Source organism: Sphingomonas sp. GC_Shp_3 (assembly GCF_026540945.1).
In the GTDB taxonomy this organism is placed as follows: domain Bacteria; phylum Pseudomonadota; class Alphaproteobacteria; order Sphingomonadales; family Sphingomonadaceae; genus Sphingomonas.
On sequence record NZ_JALNUT010000003.1, the window covers coordinates 105,444 to 128,928 of the forward strand.

A 23,485-nucleotide genomic window follows, 5' to 3' on the forward strand; every position below is an offset into this window, starting at 1 on the left:
GCGTAGCTGCGCGTCAGGCCAGCGAAACGCAACTCCGTAAAAGTACGAAGCTAATCGGCGTCCGGCACGAACATGACACTGCGTGCCTGTACTGTCGCGGCAGGCGTGACGAAGGTGATGGGGTCGGGCGTCCGGTTGAACAACACGGTGACGCCAGCCAACCGCATCGCGATCGCGCCCGTAGCCGGATCGTACCAATCGTCGACGGTGAACGCACACCCGTCGGGTCGAAGCCAACTGACGTTGCTGTCGGTCACCAGCGTCGGATCGGCCAGGCTCGGGCACTGGGCGCGTATCCCCGACAGGCCGGCGACAAACGCCTCCAGCTCGGTATCGCGATTTGACCAGTCGAGCCAGGTGAAGGCGTTGTCCTGGCAATAGGCGTTGTTGTTGCCACGTTGGCTACGGCCAAATTCGTCCCCGGCCGTGAGCATGATCGTGCCGCGCGTGGCAAACAGCGTCGCCAGCAGCGCTTTGACGTCGCGACGGCGCGCGTCGATGATCGCCGGATCATCGCTCGGGCCTTCGGCACCGTTGTTCCAGGAATGGTTGGGCGTGTGGCCGTCCCGATTGCCTTCGCCGTTCGCCTCGTTGTGCTTGGTTTCGTAAGAGACGCAATCGGCGAGGGTAAAACCATCATGCGCGGCGATGAAGCTGACGCCACGTGTGAACGGCCCGGCAAACACATCCGACGAGCCGGCGATCCGCGTGACGAGATCGCCGATGCGCCCCGCGTCACCACGCCAGAAACGGCGCACGTCGTCGCGGTACCGGTCGCTCCACTCCAGCCAGGGCGCCGGAAAGCGACCGAACTGGTAGCCGCCCGGGCCAAGATCCCACGGCTCCGCGATCATCACCCGGTCATGAAGGACCGGATCGGCCGCCATCGCCGCGAGCAGCGGGGCCTGGGGATCGAACCCGTCGGGTCCGCGCGCCAGCACCGGCGCGAGATCGAAGCGGAAGCCATCGATGCCGGCGTTGACGACGAAGTGCCGCAGCGTATCGAGGATCAGCCGCTGCATCGGCGGCCGCTCGCAGGCCAGCGTGTTGCCACAACCGGTATCGTTGATGAGCGCGCCGTCAGCCATACGGAAATAGTTCGCGCCGTCGATACCGCGCAGCGACACCGTGGAGCCTTGCGCGTCACTCTCCCCGCTGTGGTTGAACACCATGTCGAGAAACACGCTGATCCCGGCCGCGTGCAACGTCGCCACCACATCCGCCAGGTCCGCGATGCCGCCGGGCGCCAGACGCGGATCGAGCGTCATGAACGGGATGGTGTTGTAGCCCCAGGCATTGCGCAACCACAATGGCGGCAGATGACGCTCGTCCAGCCACGCCGCGATCGGCATCAGTTCGACGGCGGCGACGCCAAGCGTCTTGAGGTGCGCGATCACCGCCGGATGGCCGAGCGCCGCGATCGTGCCGCGCTGCGCTTCAGGCACTTGCGGATGCAGCATCGTGAAGGCGCGCACGGGGAGTTCGTAGATCAGGCCGCCGGGCGAAAAGCGTGGCGGCTCGGAAAAGCCGGGCTCGGGCAGGATAGTGACTATGCCCTTCGGCACCAGCGCGGCGGTATCGACGCCACGTTCGCCCAGCCGCGGATCCTGCACGAACGGCCGGTCGATGGCGAGCGCATAGGGGTCGACGAGCAGCTTGGATGGATCGAACCAATGGCCGTTGGCAGGATCGTAGCGCCCGTCGACCCGGTAGCCGTATCGCGTGCCCGGCCCGACCGTTTCGACAAAGGTGTGATGCCAGCCGCCCTGCCGCATATCGAGGCGCTTGCGCAGGATCTCGCTATCGTCGGCATCGAACAGCACGAGATCGATCGTCTCGGCATGTTCCGACCAGATCGTGAAGTGCGTGCCATCGTCTTGAACGTGCGCGCCGGGCGGGAATGGCGGCTCCATCAGGTGACGATGTCCGGCATGGTGCGGCCGGTGTGCCGCACGATGTCCGCCACCGCCTCCGCAGCGGCGATCAGCGGGGCGAGCGCCTGCGGTGTCTCCTGCGCGAGATCGCCGCCAGCGGGCTCGTAGCGTTCGATATACACGCGCAGCGTCGCGCCGGAGGTGCCGGTGCCCGACAGGCGGAACACCACGCGCGAGCCGCCGACGAAGCCGATGCGCACGCCCTGCTTCGCGCTGACCGAACCGTCGACCGGATCGGTATAGGCGAAATCATCTGCGCTGGCGACCTCCAGCCCGGCGATCCGCGTACCCGGCAGCGTGGCAAGCTTGCCGCGAAGCTCCGCCATCAGTGCGTCGGCGGCGGCGGTGTCGATCGCTTCATAGTCGTGCCGCGCGTAGTAGTTGCGGCCATAAGTCGCCCAATGCGCCTCGGCGATCGCCTTCACGCTCTCGACGCGTTTCGCCAAGATGTTGAGCCATAGCAGCACTGCCCACAGCCCGTCCTTTTCCCGGACGTGATCGGAGCCGGTGCCGGCGCTTTCCTCGCCGCAGATCGTCGCCATGCCGGCGTCGAGCAGGTTGCCGAAGAACTTCCAGCCGGTCGGCGTCTCGAACAGCGGGATGCCGAGCTTTTCCGCCACGCGGTCGGCCGCGCCGCTGGTCGGCATGGAGCGCGCGATGCCGACCAGCCCGGCGGCATAACCCGGCGCAAGGTGCGCGTTCGCCGCCAGCATCGCCAGCGAATCCGATGGTGTGACGAAGATGTGCTTGCCGATGATGAGGTTGCGGTCGCCATCGCCGTCCGAGGCGGCACCAAAATCGGGCGCATCCGCCGCCATCATCCGCTGGTACAGGTCGTGCGCGTGGACGAGGTTGGGATCGGGGTGATGACCGCCGAAATCCGGCAGCGGCACGGCATTGAAGATCGCGTCTTCACCCGCCCCAAGACGGCGGCCGATAATCTCCAGCGCATACGGACCCGTGACCGCGCTCATCGCGTCGAACACGACGCGGAAACCACCGCCGATCAGGTCGCGGATCGCAGGGAAGTCGAACAGCGTCTCCATCAGCGCGGCATAGTCGGCGACCGAGTCGATCACCTGCACCGACATGCCCTCAACGAACGTTTCGCCGATCACATCGATGTCCACGTCCGGCGCGGTGACGATCTTGTACGCGTCGATCACCTTGGTGCGGGCGTAGATCGCGTCGGTGACGCTTTCCGGCGCAGGACCGCCGTTGCCGGTGTTGTATTTGATGCCGAAATCCTCGGTCGGGCCGCCGGGATTGTGGCTGGCCGACAGGATGATGCCGCCGAACGCGCCATATTTGCGGATCACGTTGCTCGCCGCCGGGGTCGACAGGATACCACCCTGCCCGACCAGCACCCGCCCGAAACCGTTCGCCGCCGCCATACGCAGCACGATCTGGATCACCTCGCGGTTGTAGAATCGGCCGTCGCCGCCGACCACCAGGGTCTGCCCCTCGAAACCGGTAAGGCTGTCAAAGATCGCCTGTACGAAATTCTCGATGTAGTTCGGCTGCTGGAAGTGCGGCACCTTCTTGCGCAGGCCCGAGGTCCCCGGCTTCTGGTCCTGATAAGGCGTCGTCGGCACGGTCGTGGTCATGCGGGCGTCCGTTCTTGGAGGAGCGACGTGTACAGGTCCGCATAGCGCGCCGCGCTCTGCCGCCAAGAGAAATCCGCCGCCATTCCGGCGCGTTGCATCGCTGCCCACACGTCGCGTTGCGCATGGAGCGTGACCGCGCGGTGGATCGCGGAGCGAAGTGCCTCCTGACTGCCGGGATCATGCACCACGCCGGTTGCGACGCCAGCGGCGACCGCTGCCTGATTGGCATCGATCACGGTATCGCCCAAGCCGCCGGTGTGCGCGACCACCGGTACGCAGCCGTAGCGCAGCGCGTAAAGCTGGGTTAGCCCGCACGGCTCAAACCGCGAGGGGATCAAAATCGCGTCGGCGCCGGCCTGAACACAGTGCGACAGCGGCTCGTCGAAGCCGGTCAGCACGCCGACCGTGCCGGGGTGGCGCGCGGCGGCATCAAACATCGCCGCCTCGATCGCCGGATCGCCCGAGCCGAGCACCGCGAGCCGCCCGCCCATCGCGACGAGATCGTCTATCGTGGCGGCGAGGATATCGAGACCCTTTTGCCACGTCAGCCGGCTTACCACCGCGAACAAGGGGCCATCACCGCCGACGATACCGAAGCGCTGCTCGACATGCTCGCGGTTGCGCGCTCGCGCGGCGAGATCGTGCGCGTCGAAGTGAACCGGCACGGCGGGGTCGGTCGCCGGGTTCCATTCGGCGGTGTCGATGCCGTTGAGGATACCGTGCAGCCGCCCGCGCCGCGTGGCGAGTAGTCCGTCGAGGCCCATGCCATGGCTCGGCGTCAGGATTTCGTCGGCATAGGCGGGGCTGACGGTGGTGATCGCATCGGCGTAGAACAGCCCGGCCTTTAGGTACCCGACGCCGCCGTAATATTCGACGCCATCGACCGCGAAGGCGCTCCCCGGCAGGCCGAGCTGCGGGAACAGGCCGGCATCGATTCCACCCTGGAAGGCGAGGTTGTGGATTGTCATCACCGCCGGCAGGTCGCGCCGTGGACCATGGCGCAGATAGGCGAGCGTCAGCGCCGCCTGCCAGTCATGCGCGTGGACGATATCGGGGTAATAATCCGCCACCGCGCCCGCCGCGACGCTTGCCGCCACCGCCGACAGCGCGGCAAAGCGCCGCCAGTTGTCGCCCCACTCGCGCCCGCTCGCCTCGCTGTAGATGCCGCCGCCGCGCTGGAAGTGATGCGCCGCGTCGACCACCAGCAGCCAAGTGCTGCCCACGCTAGCTCGCAGCAGCCGTGCCGGCCCGCCGAACAGATCGGGATAATGCGCCACCGCCTCCGCATCGCCGATCGCCGCAAGCACGGCGGGATAACCAGGCAGCACCGTCGTCACCGTCACGCCGTACGGGGCAAGCGCAGCCGGCAGCGCGCCGACCACGTCGGCCAGCCCGCCGGTCTTGACGAAGGGGTGCATTTCGGAGGCGACGGCGAGGACGTGCATGTCGTCAGCCCAGCCGGTCGATCATCGGTTGGGTGATGAGCACCACGCCCTGCTCGGTGCGGCGGAAGCGTTCGGCGTCCGCGATCGGGTCTTCGCCGACGATCAGCCCGGCTGGAATCTTCACGTCCGAATCGACGATCACCTTGGTGAGTTGCGCACCCCGTCCAATTTCGCAACGCGGCATCACCACCGCCTCGGTGATCGTCGAGTAACTGTGCGCGCGCACGCCGGTGAAGATCAGGCTCCTGTGCAATGCCGAGCCGGAAATGATGCACCCGCCCGCGACCAGCGACGAGATCGCGCTGCCACGCCGCCCATCGAAATCATGCACGAACTTGGCTGGCGGCGTGATCTCAGAATAGGTCCACAAGGGCCAGGCACGATCGTAGATATCGAGGTGCGGGATCACGTCGGTGAGGTCGATATTCGCCTCCCAATAGGCGTCGATCGTGCCGACATCGCGCCAGTAGCTGTTCTGCTCGAGTTCGGATCGCACGCAGCTCGATGCGAAGCGATGCGCCACCGCTTTGCCATGCTCGACGACATAAGGGATCAGGTCGCCGCCGAAATCATGCTGCGACGCCGGGTTCTGCGCATCGCGCCGCAGCAGATCGGCGAGAAACTTCGTGCGGAACACGTAGATGCCCATCGACGCAAGCGCGAGGTCCGGCTGCGCGGGGATGCCGGGCGGATCCTTCGGCTTCTCGACGAAGGCGACGATGCGATCGCTCTCGTCCACATGCATCACGCCGAACGCGGTCGCCTCCATGCGCGGCACCTCGAGACAGCCGACCGTCACGTCGGCGCCGGAATCGACATGCTGTTGCAGCATCAATTCATAGTCCATCTTGTAGACGTGATCGCCCGCCAGGATGACCATGAATTCCGGCCCATAGCCCTCGATCACGTCGAGGTTCTGGTACACCGCGTCGGCCGTACCCGAATACCAGCCATATTCGTCCTGCCGCTGGCTGGCGGGCAGGATGTCGAAGCTTTCGTTGCGTTCCGGGCGGAAGAAGTTCCAACCCCGTTGCAAATGGCGAATCAGCGAATGCGCCTTGTACTGGGTCGCCACGCCGATGCGGCGGATGCCGGAATTCAGCGCGTTCGACAGTGCGAAATCGATGATGCGCGCCTTGCCACCGAAATAGACCGCGGGCTTGGCGCGCACGTCGGTCAATTCCCACAGCCGGCTGCCGCGTCCGCCCGCCAGTACATAGGCCATCGCGTCGCGCGCGAGCGGTGCGCCTCTCCTCTCGACCATGGTTCTCTCCCGTTACGTGTTATGTTCGAACATGATGGTGGCGAGCGGTGGGATGGTGATGACAGCCCCGCCATCTTCCGCCGCCACGATGCCACCGAAATTGCCCACGCCGCTGCCGCCATAAACGTGTGCGTCGGTGTTTAGAATCTCGCACCACGTACCCGCCCTGGGCAAGGTGATGCGATAGCCGGTCAGAACCTGCGGCGTGAAGTTGGTCACGACCACCACCGAAGTCTCGCCCGGCGCCTGCCGCACCCAGGCGAACACCGCGTTGTCGCGATCGTCCGCGACGATCCAGGCGAACCCCTCAGCCTCGCAGTCGCGCGCGTGCAGCGCCGGATGTTTGCGGTAGACACGGTTGAGATCGCGGACGAGGCCGCGCACGCCATCATGCGCGGGCTGATCGAGCAAATGCCAGTCGAGCCCGCGGGCTTCGCTCCATTCGGCGGCTTGGGCGAACTCCTGCCCCATGAACAGCAGCTTCTTGCCGGGATAACCCCACATGAAACCGTAATAGGCGCGCAGATTGGCGAACTTCTGCCAATACGTGCCCGCCATCTTGGTAAGGAGCGTGCCCTTGCCGTGGACCACCTCGTCATGGCTGAGCGGCAGCACGAAATTCTCGTGAAATGCGTAGACGAGGCCGAACAGAAGCTCGTCATGATGCCAGCGCCGATGCACCGGATCACGCGCCAGATAGGCGAGCGTATCGTGCATGAAGCCCATGTTCCACTTGAAACCGAAGCCGAGGCCGCCCTCATGCACCGGCTTGCTGACGCCCGGCCACGACGTCGATTCCTCCGCTATCGTCATCACGCCGGGGTTCGCACCGTACACCGCTGCGTTCATGCGCTGGAGGAAGGCAACCGCTTCCACATTCTCGCGACCGCCCTGCGCATTGGGCACCCACTCGCCACTTTTCCGCGAATAATCGAGGTACAGCATCGATGCGACAGCATCGACGCGCAGGCCATCGAGGTGGAACGTCTCGGTCCAGTACAGCGCGCTATTGACGAGAAAGGCGGACACTTCGCTGCGCCCGAAATTGTAGATCGCGGTGTTCCAGTCGGGATGGAACCCTTGGCGAGGATCGGCATGTTCGTAGAGCGCGGTACCGTCGAAATGCTCCAGCCCGAATGCGTCGACCGGAAAGTGCGCCGGCACCCAGTCGAGGATCACGCCGATGCCCGCCCGGTGGCAGGCATCGACGAAGCGCGCGAACCCTTCGCCGTCCCCAAAGCGCGAGGTTGGGGCGAACATGCCGGTGGTCTGGTAGCCCCAGCTTGGATCATAGGGATGCTCGGTGATCGGCATCAATTCGATATGAGTGAACCCTAGGTCGACAACGTAGGGGATCAACTGGTCGGCCAGTTCGTCCCAGGTCAGGAACTCGCCCTGCCAGCCGCGTCGCCAGGAGCCGGCGTGGACTTCGTAGATTGAGATCGGCTGATGCCGCGCATCCGCCTTCGCCCAGAATGCGCGATGTTCATGATCGCCCCATTTATGCGCGAGCGGCGCGGTGGTCAGCGAGGCTGTGTAGGGGCGCAATTCGGCGTGGAAGGCAAACGGGTCCGCCTTCAGCGGCAGCGGCGTTCCGTTATTGGCCAGGATCTCGAACTTGTACGCTTCACCCGCGCCGACGCCGGGGATGAAGATTTCCCAGATACCGGTGTCGCGTCGCAGGCGCATGACATGACGGCGGCCATCCCACTGGTTGAACGGCCCGACAACCGACACGCGGCGCGCATTGGGCGCCCACACCGCGAAATGCATGCCCTCACTGCCTTCGTGATGCAGCAGATGGGCGCCGAGCTTGTCGAACAGGCGCAGGTGCTTCCCTTCGCCGATATAATGATCGTCAAGCGGCCCCAGCACCGGGCCGTAGGCGTAGGGATCATCGACCCACCAGTCGCCATCTGCGTTACGCGCATGATACCGCACCGGCTTGGGCGCGACCAGCTTGAGCGGGCCGGCGAACAATCCGCCCTCACCCGTCGGGATCAGCGTGCCGAGTGGCGTGCCGTCCAGCCCGAACGCCGCCACGTCCTGCGCACCCGGAATGTAACAGCGCGCGACGATAGCCTCATCCTCGCGGTGCACGCCCAGCACCGCGAACGGATCACCATGCGTACCCGCGACGATCGCTTGCGCTTCGCCGGGCCTCACCACACGCTCCTTCTCACAAAAACCGGTTTATGGCAGCACGCCCCAAATCTCGCTCGCATATTGCCGGATCGTCCGATCGGAGGAGAACCAGCCAACCCGCGCTGTGTTCCGGATCGTCTTGGCATACCACGTATTTTCCTGCGCCCAGAGCGCATCCACCCGGCGCTGGGCGGCGTGATAAGCATCGAAATCGGCGGCGACCATGAACCAGTCGCGATCGTAGATACCGCCGATCAACTCGCGATAGCGGTCGCGGTCGTCGGGCGAGAACACGCCGGAGGCGATCGCCGACAGTGCCTGACCGAGTTCGCGCGATCCCTCGATCACCTCGCGCGGGTTGTAGCCGCCGGCGCGCTTGGCGGCGACTTCCTCCGCGGTGAGGCCGAAGATCATGATGTTGTCGTCGCCGACATGATCCTTGATCTCGATATTGGCGCCGTCGAGCGTGCCGATCGTCAACGCGCCGTTCAGCGCGAATTTCATGTTACCGGTTCCCGATGCCTCCATGCCAGCGGTGGAGATCTGTTCGGACAGGTCGGCGGCCGGCATCATCACCTCGGCCAGGCTGACGTTGTAGTTCGGCACGAACACGACCTTGAGCAGCCCCTGCACGGCCGGATCATGGTTGATGACGCGCGCAACGTCGTTGGCCAGTTTGATGATCAGCTTGGCATTGTGATAGCTTGGTGCCGCCTTGCCGCCGAACAGCTTCACGCGTGGCTGCCAGTCGCGCTCTGGATGCGAGCGGATCTGATCGTACAGCGCCACGGCCTCGATGATGTTGAGCAACTGCCGCTTGTATTCGTGAATGCGCTTGATCTGGATGTCGAACAAGGCGTTGGGATCGATCTTCAGTCCCATCCGCTCGCGCAGCAGGTTGGAGAGCGCGGCCTTCTTGGCGATCTTCACCGCCTTGAACTTGGCCTGGAACGCGCCGTCCTCCGCGACGGCGTCGAGTGCGGACAGCTTCTCGGTATCGTCGAGGAAGCCGTCGCCGATCGTCTCGCGGATCAGCCCGGTCAGTTCCGGGTTGCATTGTTGCAGCCAACGTCGGGGCGTGACGCCGTTGGTCTTGTTGTTGATCCGGTCCGGGAACATGCGGTGCAGATCGGCGAACACGGTCTGTTTCATCAGGTCGGTATGCAGTGCTGCCACGCCGTTGACGCTGTGCGAGCCAACGAAGGCCAGGTTCGCCATCCGCACCCGCCGTTCGCCGGTCTCGTCGATCAGCGAGATCGCGGCGATGGCGCGGTCGTCCATGCCCCTCTCCCGCCGCGCGGCGATCAGCAGCTTGGCATTGATCGCGTAGACGAGCTGCATGTGGCGCGGCAACAACCGCTCGAACAGCGGCACCGGCCACGTCTCCAGCGCCTCGGGCAGCAGAGTGTGGTTGGTGTAGCCGAACGTCGGCTGGGTGACCGCCCAGGCGTCGTCGAACGACAGGTCCATCTCGTCGATGAGGATGCGCATCATCTCGGCGATCGAGACGGCGGGATGTGTGTCGTTGAGCTGGATCGCGGCCTTGTCCGGCAGCGTGCGAATGTCGCCGAAATATTGGATGTGCCGTCGCACGATATCCTGAAGCGAGGCGGAGGAGAAGAAATACTCCTGCCGCAGCCGCAGTTCCTGCCCCGCAATATGCGAATCGGCGGGGTAGAGCACGCGCGCGAGGCTGTCGGCCTTGTTGCTCTCCGCCAACGCGCCGATGTGGTCGCCTGCGTTGAACCGGTCGAGCAGGATCGGGTCGATCGGGGTCGCCGTCCAAAGCCGGAGCGTATTGACGCGCTCCGCGCGCCAGCCGACCACGGGCGTGTCGTAGGCCGTCGCGATCAGTCGTTCGCCCGGCTTCCAGACACGCGCATCATCGCCGCTACCGTCCGCGCGGGCGGGCTCGACCGTGCCGCCGAACCCGATTTCGTAGCTCGACTCGCGCCGCTCGAACTCCCACGGATTACCGTGCGCGAGCCAGGTCTCAGGCAGCTCGATCTGGAAACCGTCATGGATCTCCTGCCGGAACATGCCGTTCACGTAGCGGATGCCGTAACCATAAGCCGGTACGTCGACCGTCGCCATCGACTCCATGAAACACGCCGCCAGCCGGCCGAGGCCGCCATTGCCCAGCGCAGCGTCGGGTTCGAGTTCACGGATCAGGTCGAGTTCTACGCCGAGCGAGGACAGCGCCTCCCGCATCTCCTCCATCAATCCAAGATTGGAGACCGCGTCGCGCATCAACCGGCCGATCAGAAACTCCAGGCTGAGGTAGTAAACACGCTTGCCGCGCTTATCGTAGGTTTCCTGCGTTGATTCGATCCAGCGGTCGATGATGCGATCGCGGATCACGTTGATGACGGCAGCGAGCCAGTCGTGCGGCTTGGCGGCGACCGCATTCTTGCCGATGCGGTACGTCAGCTTCTCGACGATCTCCGCCGCGAGTGTCTCGGGATTGGTGGCGCGCGGCGCCGGTTTTGGAAGCGTGGAAGCGGCTTTGATCATCGAACAGCCTCGAACTGGATACCGGGCGCGAGCGTATCGTCACGCTCATGCTTTGTAGAGGGTTAATCCATCGCCAAGGCGTACCGATGCTTTTTAAAAGATCGCGCGGGTGACGGCGATCGCGACGTCGATCAGCGACGCGCCCGCCAGTGGCCCGACGAACAGCGCGAACAGCAGCAGCCCGATCAGACGCAGCAACACACGCTCCTGCGCCGCGTTCAACCGGGGTTCCGGCGGCGGCGGGTCGAAGCCCCCCGGCGACGGTGGCCATGCTCCGGGATCGAAGAACATCCAACCGCGATACCACAAGGCGGTGGCGAAATCTTCTCCTCCGACGTCCGTTTAACCTTTGTTTGTCAATTTCTGCGACATGCCTGATGCGTGTCGGAAATGCTTACACAACGCACGTTTGTACACGTCATTAGGGCCGCGCGACGATGATAAGGCTGTTCAAGCACTATATCCCCAATGCCGTGCTGCTGCTCGGGCTGCTCGATGTGGTGCTGCTCGTCGTTTCGGGCGAGGTCGGCTATGTGCTGCGCATCCATCAGCTTGGCAGCATCGTCGATCCCATCCGGAACCGCGTGGCGCAGCTCGGCTCGTTTGCGCTGTGCGTCGAGGTGGCGATGATGGCGACCGGCGTCTACAGCGCGCAGTCGTTGCAGTCGCTGCGTTTCGCGATGGCGCGAATGGTGGTGGCGGTGTCGCTGGCGGTGATTCTGCTCAGCGTTATCTCCTTCCTCCTGCCCGGCGCGACGTTCTGGCGATCCAGCCTGCTCTACGCGATGGGCATCACCGTGGTGCTGCTGATGACGCTGCGGATGCTGCTCGGCAAAGCGCTGGGCGGACAGATCTTCAAGCGACGCATCGTCGTGCTGGGCGCCGGCGCACGCGCGGCGCGGCTGAAGGTGCTGGCGGCGGCGCCGGGTGCGGGTTTCGTCGTGGTCGGCTATGTTGCGATGAGCGAGGCGGCGACGCGCGTCATCCCCGAGGCGATCGCGCGCGACGCGATCTACAATCTCGCCGACCATGTCGTGCTGCTGAACGCGAGCGAAGTCGTGCTGGCGCTGGAGGAACGGCGCAATGCCCTCCCCTTGAAGGACCTGCTGCGCATCAAGACCACGGGCGTCCACGTCAACGAAATCTCGACCTTCCTTGAACGGGAAACCGGACGGATCGACCTGCAAAGCGTCAACCCAAGCTGGCTGATCTTCTCCGACGGTTTTTCTTCGGGCCGGATGTTCTCGAGCATGTTCAAGCGTCTGTTCGATATCTGCGCGAGCGCGACGCTGCTGCTCATCATGGCCCCGGTGATCGTGCTGACCGCGCTGGCGGTGAAACTGGAGAGCCGCGGCCCCGCCTTCTACCGCCAACGCCGCGTCGGGCTGTTCGGCGTCGGGTTCGACTGCATAAAGCTACGCTCGATGCGGCAGGATGCCGAAGTCGCCGGCACCGCGGTCTGGGCGGAAAAAAACGACCCACGCATTACCCGTGTCGGCCGCTTCATCCGCAAATGCCGGATCGACGAGCTGCCGCAGACATGGAGCGTGCTGAAGGGTGAGATGAGCTTCGTCGGCCCACGCCCGGAGCGTCCGCAGTTCGTCGAGGATCTCGAGCAGCAATTACCCTATTATGCCGAGCGGCACATGGTGAAGCCGGGCATTACCGGCTGGGCGCAGATCAACTATCCTTATGGCGCGTCGATCGACGATTCGCGCCACAAGCTCGAATACGATCTGTACTACGCCAAGAACTACTCGCCGTTCCTGGACCTGCTCATCATCCTCCAGACGATCCGTGTCGTGCTGTTCCCGGAAGGAGTGCGCTGACGCGATGATCGCGGGGGTCATCCTGTGGAGCCATGCACTCGCCGCCCTGCTGTTCGCGGGGGTGACGCTGGCGCTGCTGCGCGACGGCCGAGCCGGGCTGCCACGCCTCACGTTCACGCTGGCGCTGGTGATGACCGCGCTGTGGGCGCTCGCGGTCGCAGGCATCGGCACCAAGGATCTCGTCACCCGCCTCACCGAAACCACTCGCAACCTCGCGTGGCTTGCCTTCATGTTCGCGCTGTTGCGCCGCGATCCAGCCGCACCGCAGCGCCGTGCGGTTTCGTTGATCTACGGCGCGGTCGTGTTGGTCATCCTGTGTGGTCTGATGCTGTCGGTGGTGGAGAACATGCTCGGCGCGTCGGTGCCGCACGAGCTTGCCCCGGTGCGCACACTGTTCCGCGTCATGGTGGCGATCAGCGCTTTGGTGTTGCTCCAGCACTTGTACGGCGCGGTCGTGCCATGCGCGCGCGGCGGCATCCGGCTCGTCGTAGTGGCGCTGGCGGCAATGTGGGGGGCGGACCTGCTGCTCACCACCACCGCATACGCGACCGGACATTGGCCGCAGGAACTGGTCGCCGTGCGCGGCATCGTCATGGCGATGATCGCGCCGGTGCTGGCGGTGGCGGTGCAGCGTGGCGACGACTGGACGCTGCAACTCTCGCGCACCGTGGCGTGGCAGACGCTCTCGCTGGCGGCGACGATCCTGTACGGTGTCGCAATGCTGTTCGCGACGAGCGCGATCGCGACATTGGGTGGCGACCATGCCCGCCTGCTCGAAACCGCGTTCGTGTTCGGCAGCACTGCCGCGGGGCTGACGCTGCTGTCCTCACCGTGGGTGAAGGCGTGGGCGAAGGTGAAGCTTGCCAAGCACTTCTTTGAGCATCGCTATGATTATCGCGCCGAATGGGTGCGTTTCACCGCTACCCTCGGCAAGCCTGAGGGCGCCGCGCCACTCACCGAGCGCATCGTCAAAGCTGTCGCGGACCTGACCGACTCGCCTGCCGGGCTGCTGCTGGTACCCGAAGGCGCCGGTCTCGGCATCGGCGCGGGCTGGCGCTGGCAGGACGCGGGTGCGCAAACCACCGAGGAAGCGCTGGCCGAGCATCTGTCCAGCAGCGGGCGGATCGTCGAGCTCGATTCGGTGCGCGCCGGCACCGCCGATCCGATCGAACTGACGAGCGTGCCGCAGTGGATGCTTGCCAGTGATGCATGGGCGCTGGTGCCGCTCGTCCACCTCGGCCGCTTGCAGGGCGCGATCCTGCTGGCACGGCCGCCGGTCGATCGCGCGCTCGACTGGGAGGATTTCGACCTGCTGCGCATCGCTGGCCGGCAGGTGGCGAGCTATCTCGCCGAAGCGCGCGCGCAGGAGGCATTGGCGGAGGCGGAACGGTTCGACGAGTTCAACCGCCGCTTCGCATTCATCATGCACGACATCAAGAACCTGGTCAGTCAGTTGAGCCTGACCGCGCGCAACGCCGAGCGCCACGCCGAGAATCCGGCATTTCGCGCCGACATGATCGCGACCCTGAAGGACTCGGCCGGTCGCATGAACGATCTGCTCGCGCGACTGTCACAGCACCATACCGGACGTGTCGAGGAGCCGCACGCGGTCGATCTGGCGGACATAGCCCGACGCATCGTGCGCCAGCGCCGCCGTCAGCATCGCATCAACCTTTCGGGTGAACACCGTGCCTTCGCGCTCGCCGATCCCGCCCGGCTCGAGACGTTGCTCGCGCACCTGATCCAGAACGCTGTGGAGGCGAGCGGCAAGGACCAGCCGATCGACGTCACCGTTACTGCCGGCGAGCGGCCCGCCATCATCGTTGCCGACGCCGGCTGCGGCATGTCGCCCGCATTCGTGCGCGACCAGTTGTTCAAGCCGTTCGTATCATCGAAGCCCGGCGGCTTCGGCATCGGCGCGTTCGAGGCCCGCCAGCTTGCCGAGGCGATGGGTGGCACCGTCACCGTCACCAGCCGCGAGGGCCAGGGCACACGCTTCGTCGTAATGCTTCCCCCCGCGCCCACCCTCCCCGTGGAACAGGCCGCATGACCGACAAGCCCAAAGCGCTGCCCAAACTGCTCATCATCGAGGACGATCTCGGCCTGCAACGCCAGTTGCGCTGGGCGTATGAGGACTATGACGTGATCGTCGCACACGACCGCGCAAGTGCGATCGACGCCGTGCGCGCGAATGAGCCGGCGGTCGTGACGCTTGACCTCGGCTTGCCGCCCGATCCCGACGGCGTGACCGAAGGTTTCGCCACGCTCGCCGAAATCCTTGCGCTGAAGCCCGATACCAAGGTGATCGTCGCCTCGGGCCACGGCGCGCGCGAGAGCGCGCGGCAGGCGATCGCGGACGGTGCGTGGGATTTCTACCAGAAGCCGATCGACATCGACGCCCTCGGCCTGATCGTCGCGCGCGCCTTCCATGTCCACGCGCTGGAGACAGAAAACCGCCGCCTCGCCGAACGTGACAGCGGCACCGCGCTCGGCGGGATGATTACCGCAGCACCCGAGATGCTCAAGGTGACGCGCACGATAGAACGCGTCGCCGGCGCGGACGTGTCGGTGATGCTGCTCGGCGCGAGCGGGACCGGCAAGGAACTGCTCGCGCGCGGACTGCACGACACCAGCCACCGCGGCAAAGGTGCGTTCGTGGCGATCAACTGCGCGGCAATCCCCGAGACGCTGCTGGAAAGCGAATTGTTCGGCCATGAAAAGGGCGCGTTCACCGGGGCGGTAAAAACCACCGAGGGCAAGATCGAACAGGCCAGCGGCGGCACGCTGTTCCTCGACGAGATCGGCGATGTGCCACTGCCGCTCCAGGTCAAGCTGCTGCGGTTCCTGCAAGAGCGCGTGATCGAGCGGATCGGCGGGCGCAAGGCGATTCCGGTCGACACGCGCATCGTCTGCGCGACGCATCAGGATATCGACGCGATGGTGGCGGCGGGATCGTTCCGGGAGGATCTGTACTACCGCCTCGCCGAAATCGTCGTGCGCATCCCTTCTCTGGCCGAGCGCAGCGGTGACGCCAGCCTGCTCGCCAGCCATTTCCTCAAGAAGTACTCGAAAACCATGCATTCCTCTGTCACCGGCCTGTCGCCCGATGCGCGCGCCGCGATCGATGCATGGAGCTGGCCCGGCAACGTGCGCGAACTGGAGAACCGCATGAAGCGCGCGGTCATCATGGCCGAGGGCAAGCTGGTCACCGCTGTCGATCTCGACCTTGCGGAAGGGTCGGAGGAAGTGCCGCTCAACCTGCGCGCCGCACGCGAAAGCGCCGACCGCAAGACGATCCGGCAGGCGCTGGCGCGCGCGGACGGCAATATCTCGAACACCGCCAAGTTGCTCGGCGTAAGCCGGCCGACGCTCTACGACCTCCTGAAGAGCTATGACCTCCATGCCTAAGCCCCGCAAACGCGTTCGTTTCGCCCGCAAGGCGCTGGTCACGGGTGGCGCGCTGGGGGCGGTCGCCGCGGCGGGGTTGTTCGCCGTTACCGCGCTGACCCCAGCCCGCGCCGATGCGGGGGGTGCGCGCAGTGAACTTGCACAGAGCCTCCAACTGCTCGACACCGGCAATTACAGCGCCGCGCGGTTGCACGCGCAGCTTGCCATCAAGGCCGATCCGAACTGGGGCCTTGCCCATGCTGTGCTCGCGCGCGCCTATCTTGCGATCGGCGACGGCATCTCGGCGGAAGGCGAACTCGACCGCGCGCGCGACGACGGCTTCGATACGGCACGCGCGCACCAGCTTTACGCGCACGCCGCGTTGATCGAGGGCGATCCTGACCGCGCACTTGCCGAAGCCGCAAAGGCGCAGCCGCGCTTCGCCGGCTATGCGATGCGGATTGCCGCGCGCGCGCTCGCCGCCAAAGGTGATGTGCCCGGCGCCGAGGCGATGTTGCTAAAGGTTATCGCCGCCAATCCGCAGGACGGCGCGGCCTTCGCCGACCTGGGGCGCATCCGGCTGGACTCCGGCAACGTCGCGGGTGCGATCGATTCCGCCGCACGCGCGGTCGCGGCCAGCCCCAACAACCTCGCCGCGCTGACGCTGCGCGGCGAACTGATCCGTGCGCAATACGGGCTTGTCGCGGCGCTGCCGTGGTTCGAGGCTGCATTGACGAAGGACGCCTATTACTATGACGCGCTGATCGACTACGCCGCGACCCTCGGCGACGCCGGCCGCAATCAGGACATGCTGGAGGCGACCCGCAAGGCGCTCGATGCGCGGCCGAACGATGCGCAGGCGTATTATCTGCAAGCGGTGCTGGCCGCGCGATCGGGCAATTACGACCTTGCGCGCACGTTGTTGTCGCGCGCCGCTGGTACACTCGGGGGGACGCCGGGCGTGCGGCTGCTTGGCGGGTTGCTCGCCTATCAGGCCGGCGCATACCAGCAGGCGATCGAGCAGTGGAGCGCACTTGCCGCGCAACAGCCAATGAACCTCACCGCCAAGCGGCTGCTCGGCCTTGCTACACTGCGGGCGGGCGACGCGCGCGGTGCGCTGGCGGCACTGCGGCCGGCGGCACTCCGCAGCGACGCCGACAGCTACACGCTGACGCTGGTGGCGCGCGCGTTCGAGCAATCGGGCGAGCGCAACTGGGCGGCGCCGTATCTCAACCGGTCGTTCTGGCCGGCGCGGCCGGGTGCGGCGCCGTTCGGGACCGACGAAAGCCCGGGGCTGCTCACCTCGCTCGCCAGCGATCATCCGCTAGAGCCGGTCGCGCGGCTGGGGGCGGTGCGCGGTCTGCTCGAAGCGGGCAATCAGAGCGGCGCGCTCGCGCAGGCGCAGGCGATCACGCAGATCATGCCGGGCGCGCCCTCGGGATGGCTCGCGCTGGGCGATACACTGGCGGCGAACGCACGCTACGGCGATGCTGCGGCCGCGTACCGGCATGCTGCCGACATCCGGTTCGACGAACCGACGATGCTGCGCATGGTGGATGCGCTCGACCGTGCCGGACAGCGACCGGCCGCGCTCGATGCGCTCAGCAAGTTCCTGTCGCAGAACCCGCAGAGCATCGCTGGGCAGCGCATCGCCGCGCACTGGCAGATCGCCGCCGCCCAGTACGACGCGGCGATCGACACGCTGGAGGGTTTGCGACAGCAACTCGGGGATCGTGACGCGGCGCTGCTGGCGGAACTCGCCTATGCCTATACCGGCGATGGTGATGCCGACACGGGCCGCAGCTATGCCAAGGCCGCCTACCGCCTCGCGTCGATGAACCCGGCCGTCACGGATGCCTATGGCTGGGCGCTGTACCAACTTGGCAAGACCGATCTTGCCGTGCAGTTGTTCCAGAAGGCGGTGGCGATCGCACCGGCCGATGCGACGCTGCACTGGCATCTCGGGCAAGCGCTCGGCGACCTGCACCGGGATGGCGAGGCGGCGGCGCAAATCCGCGCAGCGCTTGCCGATCCCGCTTTCAGCGATCGCACGGCCGCGACGGCGGCGTTGAAGGCGCTGAAAGTCTGAACCGGCTTACTTTTGCTCGGGCGTACCCTGAAGCCACAGAATGCAAGCGGCCGCCACCGATTGCCTGATCCGCTTGCCCGAACCCGCGTCTTCTTTCAAAGCGCGGCGGCAACGACACTGCGGGACCAGACACATGACCGACCCGATCGAACGGATCGCCGCCGCCCTCGAACGCCTTGCGCCGCCGCGCGCGGCCCCGGCCGATCCGCTCGCGCATCCGGCCTATGTGTGGCGCGGCGATACGCTCAGCGCCGCGCGCGCGTTCGCGCCGGTGCCGCTCGGTCGTATCTTCGGCCTTGCCGCGCAGAAACAGGCGCTGCTCGACAACCTCACCCGCCTGGCCGGCGGTGCGGCGGCGCATGACGTACTGCTGTGGGGGGCGCGCGGCACCGGCAAATCGGCGCTGGTCAAGAGTTGTACTGCCGCGGTGCAGGCGGGCGGCGCGGCGCTGGCTTTAGTCGAAGTGATCGGCACCGGGCTGGACACGCTCCCCGACCTGTTCGCGCAGATCGCCACCGCCCCCCGCGCGTTCGCGATCTTCATCGACGATCTCGGCTTCGATGCGGCGAGCGATGCGCGCGCCTTGCGATCGATGCTGGACGGCGGCGCGGAGGCGCGACCCGCCAATGCGCGCCTGTTCGTCACCTCCAACCGCCGCCACCTCGTGCCGCGAAACCTTGAGGAGCAGGTCGACGCGATCAACCCGCGCGACGTTGTCGACGACAATCTGGCGCTCGCCGATCGCTTCGGGCTGAGCCTCGGTTTCCACGTGATCGATCAGGACACCTATCTCGGCATCGTCGCGGGCTATGCGCAGGTGCTCGACTTGCCGTTCGATGCAACCGACGCGGTCGGCTGGGCGACACGGCGTGGCAGCCGGTCGGGACGGGTGGCGTGGCATTATATCGTCGATCTGGCGGGACAACACGGCAAGACCGTAGGATAAAACTTAACTCGGATCAGATTGGCGCGAAGCCTGCTTGACTCGGCCCGGTGCCGCTTTGAAATGCCGGTCATGGCGCGCGTGGGGGAAATCGATCTACCGGACCGGCTTGCGCCGGGCATACCGCGCTGGGCGACGCAGATCGGCGTAGGCCTGCTGTGCGGGCTGGGCGCGATCGCAATTCGGTTGGTGCTCGATCTGGTCGTCCCAGGCATCGGGCCGTTTGCGCTGGTGTTCCCGGCGCTGATCCTGGCGACGCTGTTCGCGCACTGGCCGGCCGGCGTGCTGACGGCGGCACTGTCGATGTTTTACGCATGGCATACCGTTGTGTTCGGGGTCGCCGCGCGGGCACCTGCATCGCTCGACGATCCGTACGGCGTCACCCGTACGCTGGTGATCGCGGTTGCCGCCGGCCTCACCATCGCCATTGCCGAGACATTCCGGCAGGCGGTGCGCATGGCAGCGACCGAGCGCGACCGCGAAATCGCCGACCGCGACCTGTTCCTCGCCGAGTTCGACCACCGCATGAAGAACAATTTCGCGATCGTCGCGGGGCTGCTCGACATGCAGGCGCGCCGGGCGGAACACTCGGCGACCGCCGCCGCGCTGGACACCGCACGCATGCGGGTGGAAAGCATCGCGCAGGCACACCGCCATCTGTATCGCGGCAGCGACCACGTCGGCGCGGTCGAGATGAGCGAGTATCTGCACCAACTGTGCGGTGCGCTGTCCGAGGCGCTGTTCCTCAGCGGCAAGGTGACGTTGGTGTGCGACATCGACAGCACGCAGATGCCACGCGATCGGGCGGTTTCGATCGGCCTCGTCGTCAACGAACTCGTCACCAATGCGGCCAAGCACGCCTTCACCGGCCGTGATACCGGCCAGATCGAGGTGATGCTGCGGGCGCACGCCGATGGCTGGACGCTCGTCGTCGCCGACGATGGCGTCGGCCTCCCCGCCGCCACCGCGCCACGCGGCGGTCTCGGTACGCGACTGATCGACGCGTTTGCGCGGCAGGCAGGCGGAAAATTGCGCACCGAGAGCGGAGCAGGCGGAACGCGGAAGACGTTGGAACTGGCGGCCTGACAGTCGGCCGTTGGCGGTTGTCTCTGCCGAGGGTTTGCAACGAAGTCAGGCGGCTAGAGCACGCTGTCGTGAGTGAAAAAGAGGTTCGGCGCGCGACACCGGCATAGTCCAAGCACTGGGTCAGGCCAGCCCCTTCATCCTGCGGAACGCATCGAACGCGTCGAGGAACCGGTCCAGGTCCGCTTTGGACAGGTAATAGGGCGTGGATAGCCTGAGCTTGCTCGGCTCGCCACCGCGCACCCGGATCTTGTGATTCTGCCAGAGCCATGTCTCCAGCTCCATACGATGTACCGGCGGCACGTTGACGGTGATGATCGCGCAGCGCATCGCCGGATCGGGCGAAGTCCAGCTCGTCGCGCCGCGCTTCATCATCTCGGCATGGAGGTAATCGGCAAGCTGGCGGTGGCGCCGCTCGATCCGGTCGATGCCGATCTCCTGCGCCATCGCCACCGCCGCGTTCAGCCCCATCATCGTCGGGATATTGGATGATCCGAACTGCTGGTAACGACCGGCCTTCAGAGTCGGATCGTCCCAGCTGTGCGTCACCGTCGTCGGCCAGAGCCGATCGCCGACGCTATCGTCGCGGACATACAGGAAACCGGTCCCTTTCGGGGAAAACAGCCATTTGTGCATCGATCCGGCGTAAAGATCGCAGCCGATGTCGTTGAGGTCGAGCTTGCCCATCCCCGCCGCGTGCGCGCCATCAAACGCCGAGACGATGCCTTTCGAGCGCGCTAAAGCCGAAATCTGCTTGGCGGGCAGGATGACGCCCGTGTTGGTGCTGATGTGGCTGACGAAGATGATCTTCGTGCGCGGCGTGATCGCATCGTTGATGCGGTTCAGGATCTCGTCGGGGGATTTCGGCGGCTTGGGCATCGCGAAGGTCTTGATGACGATGCCGTAGCGTTTGGCACGCAACTCCCACGGCGCGATGCCGCTGCCGTGTTCCTCGTCCGACATTAGCACTTCGTCGCCTGCCGTCATGTCGAAGCCGTTGCCGATGAAGCTGTTCGCCTCGGTGCAGTTGCGCACCATCGCGATCTGGTCGACGTGCGCACCGACGAGATCGGCGAAGGGTTTGCGGAACTCCGGCCATGGGCCGTAACCCCAGATCGGATACTCCTCCGCGCCGACCTGCATCATCTGCTCGGTCTGCTCGTAGCTGTCGAACACCGCCTTCAGCACCGGGCGCGGCGACGAGCCGACCGTGCCGTTGTTGAGATTGACGAGATCGGCCGGCATCAGGAACTGCTTGCGCAAACTCGCCCAGTACGCGTCCTCGTCCTTGTCGTAGAGGCTTGGTGCGGGCATCGGCACCGGCGCCATCGCGGCGGCGAGCGCCTCCCGTCCCAGAGGCGCAGCAAGCCCGACGGCCGTTGCGGTTGCAAGCAGGGAGCGGCGGTTCAGCATCGTCACCTCGGCATGAAGGGTACATGCGCGAGACGGTAGCGACCTGACCGCCAAGAGCAACGACTCTTCTCCGCAGGAAACTAATAAGCGACCTGTCCTACGACGTTGCCCGGCGGTGTGTAGCGGCAAACGAGATAATCGTCGCGTTCGTTGCTGGCGAGCGCACAGCCAAAACGCGTTGTGCCGCGCCATATGATCTGGGTGTAATGCGCGACGTCTTCCCACCGGCCGGTGGTGCTGAAGTCCGGCGTTACCGCATCGCGAAAATAGCGCTTTTCATCGACGAAACCGCCGACCATCTCGTCATAGCGGTAGGCACCGCGCGTGCCGGTCCACAAATTCTCACCCTCCCGGCCAGGCCCCATCGGCTGCACGGCATGTTCGAAGCGGTGCGCGGCGGCGAGCGTCCGCGCATAGGTCAGCGCGTGCGCGGCCAGCGTATCATCCCACACCAAAGGCGCGACGCCGACGGCAGCGCGCGCGCGGTTATGCCCGTCGAGCATTGCCTGCCGTAACAAGCTGAGCCCGCGCGCCGGCTGCTCCTTCAAACGCGGCTCGACGATCCGCGCCGGGCCGGGCGGCGAACACCCGGCCACCGCGAGGAGCGGCGCCAGCGCCAACAACACTATCTTCCGCATCTTCCCACATCCTTTGCGCAGGCATAGATGGCGCGGCATGCCCCCAAGCGAAACCCCACCCCTCGCGCTTTACGTCCATTGGCCGTTCTGCGTGTCGAAATGCCCGTATTGCGACTTCAACAGCCATGTCCGCGAAAGCGTCGATCAGGATGCGTGGCGGGACGCACTGCTCGCCGACTTGGCATACGAGGCGCGGCTGTTGCCGGGGCGGCGGCTCGGGTCGATCTTCTTCGGTGGCGGTACGCCCTCGCTGATGCCGCCTGCGACAGTGGCGGCGATCCTCGGCGCGGCGGAAGCTACCTGGGGGTTCACGCCCGACATCGAGATCACGCTGGAGGCGAACCCGTCTTCGGTGGAGGCGGCGCGGTTCGCCGATCTGGCGGCGGCGGGGGTGAACCGCGTGTCGCTTGGGTTGCAGGCGCTGGACGACGCCGCCCTGCACTTCCTCGGGCGCGCGCACGGTGTCGACGAGGGGCTGGCCGCGCTGGCGACAGCGCAGGCCAACTTCGCGCGCGTGAGCTTCGACCTGATCTACGCGCGGCCTGGCCAGAGCATCGCCGCGTGGGAGGCGGAACTGGCCCGCGCACTTGATTTCGGCACCGAGCATCTGTCGCTGTACCAGCTCACCATCGAACCCGGCACGCGCTTCGCGACCGAGGCGGCGGCGGGGCGGATCGTCATTCCCGATGGCGATTCAGCGGCCGACCTGTTCGAGGCCACCCGCGCGATGACGGCCGCCGCCGGGCTGCCGGCTTACGAGATCTCCAACCATGCGCGGCCGGGGGCGGAGAGCCGCCACAACCTCGTCTATTGGCGGTATCAGGATTACGCCGGGATCGGCCCCGGCGCGCACGGCCGACGCGAGGGGCTGGCGACCGCACGGCATAAAAAGCCGGAGAACTGGATGGCGGCGGTGGCGCGCAATGGCCACGGTGCGCAGATCGAGGAGCCACTGGTGCCTGGCGAGCGCGTCAAGGAGGCGCTGCTGATGGGGCTGCGCCTGCGCGAGGGGATCGATCTGGCGCGGGTGGCGCGGCTTGGCGGCGTGCCGGTGGCGGCGGTGATCGACGAGGACAAGGTGGCGCGGCTGGCGGCGCAGGGGCTGCTATCGCGCGATGGCAACCATCTGACCGTAAGCGAAGCGGGAATGCTGCTGCTCGATGCGATCCTGCCGGAGGTTGTGCTGGGGTGACG

16 protein-coding genes are annotated in these 23,485 nt (G+C 66.0%); 7 read left to right on the top strand and 9 right to left on the bottom strand.

The window, feature by feature from the left end; all coding sequences use genetic code 11:
* Window positions 1-50 precede the first annotated feature (50 nt).
* The 7 genes from glgX to OXR00_RS09515 form a co-directional block, all read right to left on the bottom strand.
* A complete protein-coding gene (glgX, locus tag OXR00_RS09485; RefSeq protein ID WP_267388012.1) occupies window positions 51-1,913 on the bottom strand; it encodes a glycogen debranching protein GlgX in 1,863 nt (620 codons plus the stop codon).
* Window positions 1,913-3,541 (bottom strand): alpha-D-glucose phosphate-specific phosphoglucomutase, encoded by a 1,629-nt coding sequence (locus OXR00_RS09490; protein WP_267388013.1) that lies wholly within the window; start codon window positions 3,539-3,541, stop codon window positions 1,913-1,915. Before OXR00_RS09490 ends, glgX begins: the two co-directional genes overlap by 1 nt.
* A complete protein-coding gene (gene glgA, locus OXR00_RS09495; protein WP_267388014.1) occupies window positions 3,538-4,986 on the bottom strand; it encodes a glycogen synthase GlgA in 1,449 nt (482 codons plus the stop codon). Before glgA ends, OXR00_RS09490 begins: the two co-directional genes overlap by 4 nt.
* A 4-nt stretch (window positions 4,987-4,990) precedes the next feature.
* Complete coding sequence (glgC, locus tag OXR00_RS09500) at window positions 4,991-6,250, bottom strand: glucose-1-phosphate adenylyltransferase (RefSeq protein WP_242149822.1); 1,260 nt, start codon at window positions 6,248-6,250, stop codon at window positions 4,991-4,993.
* 12 nt (window positions 6,251-6,262) lie between these two features.
* Window positions 6,263-8,419, bottom strand: coding sequence for a 1,4-alpha-glucan branching protein GlgB (gene glgB, locus OXR00_RS09505; protein WP_267388015.1), 2,157 nt, complete (start codon window positions 8,417-8,419; stop codon window positions 6,263-6,265).
* A 24-nt stretch (window positions 8,420-8,443) separates the two neighbouring features.
* Window positions 8,444-10,909 (bottom strand): glycogen/starch/alpha-glucan phosphorylase, encoded by a 2,466-nt coding sequence (locus OXR00_RS09510; protein ID WP_267388016.1) that lies wholly within the window; start codon window positions 10,907-10,909, stop codon window positions 8,444-8,446.
* 93 nt (window positions 10,910-11,002) lie between these two features.
* On the bottom strand, window positions 11,003-11,200 hold the full coding sequence (locus OXR00_RS09515) for a hypothetical protein (protein WP_267388017.1): 198 nt from the start codon (window positions 11,198-11,200) through the stop codon (window positions 11,003-11,005).
* 146 nt (window positions 11,201-11,346) lie between these two features.
* Here OXR00_RS09515 and OXR00_RS09520 point away from each other — a divergent pair, with 146 nt between their 5' ends.
* From OXR00_RS09520 to OXR00_RS19770, 6 genes are all read left to right on the top strand, one after another.
* The gene (locus tag OXR00_RS09520) at window positions 11,347-12,738 is read left to right on the top strand and encodes a TIGR03013 family XrtA/PEP-CTERM system glycosyltransferase (RefSeq protein WP_267388018.1); all 1,392 of its coding nucleotides are present in this window, start codon (window positions 11,347-11,349) and stop codon (window positions 12,736-12,738) included.
* Window positions 12,739-12,742: 4 nt separating this feature from the next.
* Window positions 12,743-14,788: an XrtA/PEP-CTERM system histidine kinase PrsK gene (gene prsK, locus OXR00_RS09525; protein WP_267388019.1), complete on the top strand. Its 2,046-nt coding sequence runs from the start codon at window positions 12,743-12,745 to the stop codon at window positions 14,786-14,788.
* Window positions 14,785-16,146 (top strand): PEP-CTERM-box response regulator transcription factor, encoded by a 1,362-nt coding sequence (gene prsR / locus OXR00_RS09530; RefSeq protein WP_267388020.1) that lies wholly within the window; start codon window positions 14,785-14,787, stop codon window positions 16,144-16,146. Before prsK ends, prsR begins: the two co-directional genes overlap by 4 nt.
* Window positions 16,139-18,214, top strand: coding sequence for a tetratricopeptide repeat protein (locus OXR00_RS09535; protein ID WP_267388021.1), 2,076 nt, complete (start codon window positions 16,139-16,141; stop codon window positions 18,212-18,214). Before prsR ends, OXR00_RS09535 begins: the two co-directional genes overlap by 8 nt.
* Before the next feature lie 133 nt (window positions 18,215-18,347).
* Window positions 18,348-19,160, top strand: coding sequence for an ATP-binding protein (locus OXR00_RS09540; RefSeq protein WP_267388022.1), 813 nt, complete (start codon window positions 18,348-18,350; stop codon window positions 19,158-19,160).
* Window positions 19,161-19,238: 78 nt separating this feature from the next.
* On the top strand, window positions 19,239-20,243 hold the full coding sequence (locus OXR00_RS19770; RefSeq protein ID WP_267388023.1) for a sensor histidine kinase: 1,005 nt from the start codon (window positions 19,239-19,241) through the stop codon (window positions 20,241-20,243).
* A 120-nt stretch (window positions 20,244-20,363) separates the two neighbouring features.
* On the opposite strand, the gene OXR00_RS09550 is transcribed toward OXR00_RS19770, so the two are convergent.
* Window positions 20,364-21,653, bottom strand: a complete 1,290-nt coding sequence (locus OXR00_RS09550) for an aminotransferase class V-fold PLP-dependent enzyme (RefSeq protein ID WP_267388024.1) — start codon at window positions 21,651-21,653, stop codon at window positions 20,364-20,366.
* Between the two features lie 80 nt (window positions 21,654-21,733).
* Entirely contained in the window at window positions 21,734-22,291 is a 558-nt protein-coding gene (locus tag OXR00_RS09555; protein ID WP_267388025.1) for a CAP domain-containing protein, read from the bottom strand.
* A 37-nt stretch (window positions 22,292-22,328) separates the two neighbouring features.
* Here OXR00_RS09555 and hemW point away from each other — a divergent pair, with 37 nt between their 5' ends.
* Window positions 22,329-23,483 (top strand): radical SAM family heme chaperone HemW, encoded by a 1,155-nt coding sequence (hemW, locus tag OXR00_RS09560; protein WP_267388026.1) that lies wholly within the window; start codon window positions 22,329-22,331, stop codon window positions 23,481-23,483.
* Window positions 23,484-23,485: the final 2 nt, after the last annotated feature.

What these genes read in the sequence shown, in the direction of transcription:
- glgX (WP_267388012.1), bottom strand. Translation starts at nt 1,913, where the DNA reads ATGGAGCCGCCATTCCCGCCCGGCGCGCACGTTCAAGACGATGGCACG.
- OXR00_RS09490 (WP_267388013.1), bottom strand. Translation starts at nt 3,541, where the DNA reads ATGACCACGACCGTGCCGACGACGCCTTATCAGGACCAGAAGCCGGGG.
- glgA (WP_267388014.1), bottom strand. Translation starts at nt 4,986, where the DNA reads ATGCACGTCCTCGCCGTCGCCTCCGAAATGCACCCCTTCGTCAAGACC.
- glgC (WP_242149822.1), bottom strand. Translation starts at nt 6,250, where the DNA reads ATGGTCGAGAGGAGAGGCGCACCGCTCGCGCGCGACGCGATGGCCTAT.
- OXR00_RS09510 (WP_267388016.1), bottom strand. Translation starts at nt 10,909, where the DNA reads ATGATCAAAGCCGCTTCCACGCTTCCAAAACCGGCGCCGCGCGCCACC.
- OXR00_RS09515 (WP_267388017.1), bottom strand. Translation starts at nt 11,200, where the DNA reads ATGTTCTTCGATCCCGGAGCATGGCCACCGTCGCCGGGGGGCTTCGAC.
- OXR00_RS09520 (WP_267388018.1), top strand. Translation starts at nt 11,347, where the DNA reads ATGATAAGGCTGTTCAAGCACTATATCCCCAATGCCGTGCTGCTGCTC.
- prsK (WP_267388019.1), top strand. Translation starts at nt 12,743, where the DNA reads ATGATCGCGGGGGTCATCCTGTGGAGCCATGCACTCGCCGCCCTGCTG.
- prsR (WP_267388020.1), top strand. Translation starts at nt 14,785, where the DNA reads ATGACCGACAAGCCCAAAGCGCTGCCCAAACTGCTCATCATCGAGGAC.
- OXR00_RS09535 (WP_267388021.1), top strand. Translation starts at nt 16,139, where the DNA reads ATGCCTAAGCCCCGCAAACGCGTTCGTTTCGCCCGCAAGGCGCTGGTC.
- OXR00_RS09540 (WP_267388022.1), top strand. Translation starts at nt 18,348, where the DNA reads ATGACCGACCCGATCGAACGGATCGCCGCCGCCCTCGAACGCCTTGCG.
- OXR00_RS09550 (WP_267388024.1), bottom strand. Translation starts at nt 21,653, where the DNA reads ATGCTGAACCGCCGCTCCCTGCTTGCAACCGCAACGGCCGTCGGGCTT.
- OXR00_RS09555 (WP_267388025.1), bottom strand. Translation starts at nt 22,291, where the DNA reads ATGCGGAAGATAGTGTTGTTGGCGCTGGCGCCGCTCCTCGCGGTGGCC.
- hemW (WP_267388026.1), top strand. Translation starts at nt 22,329, where the DNA reads ATGCCCCCAAGCGAAACCCCACCCCTCGCGCTTTACGTCCATTGGCCG.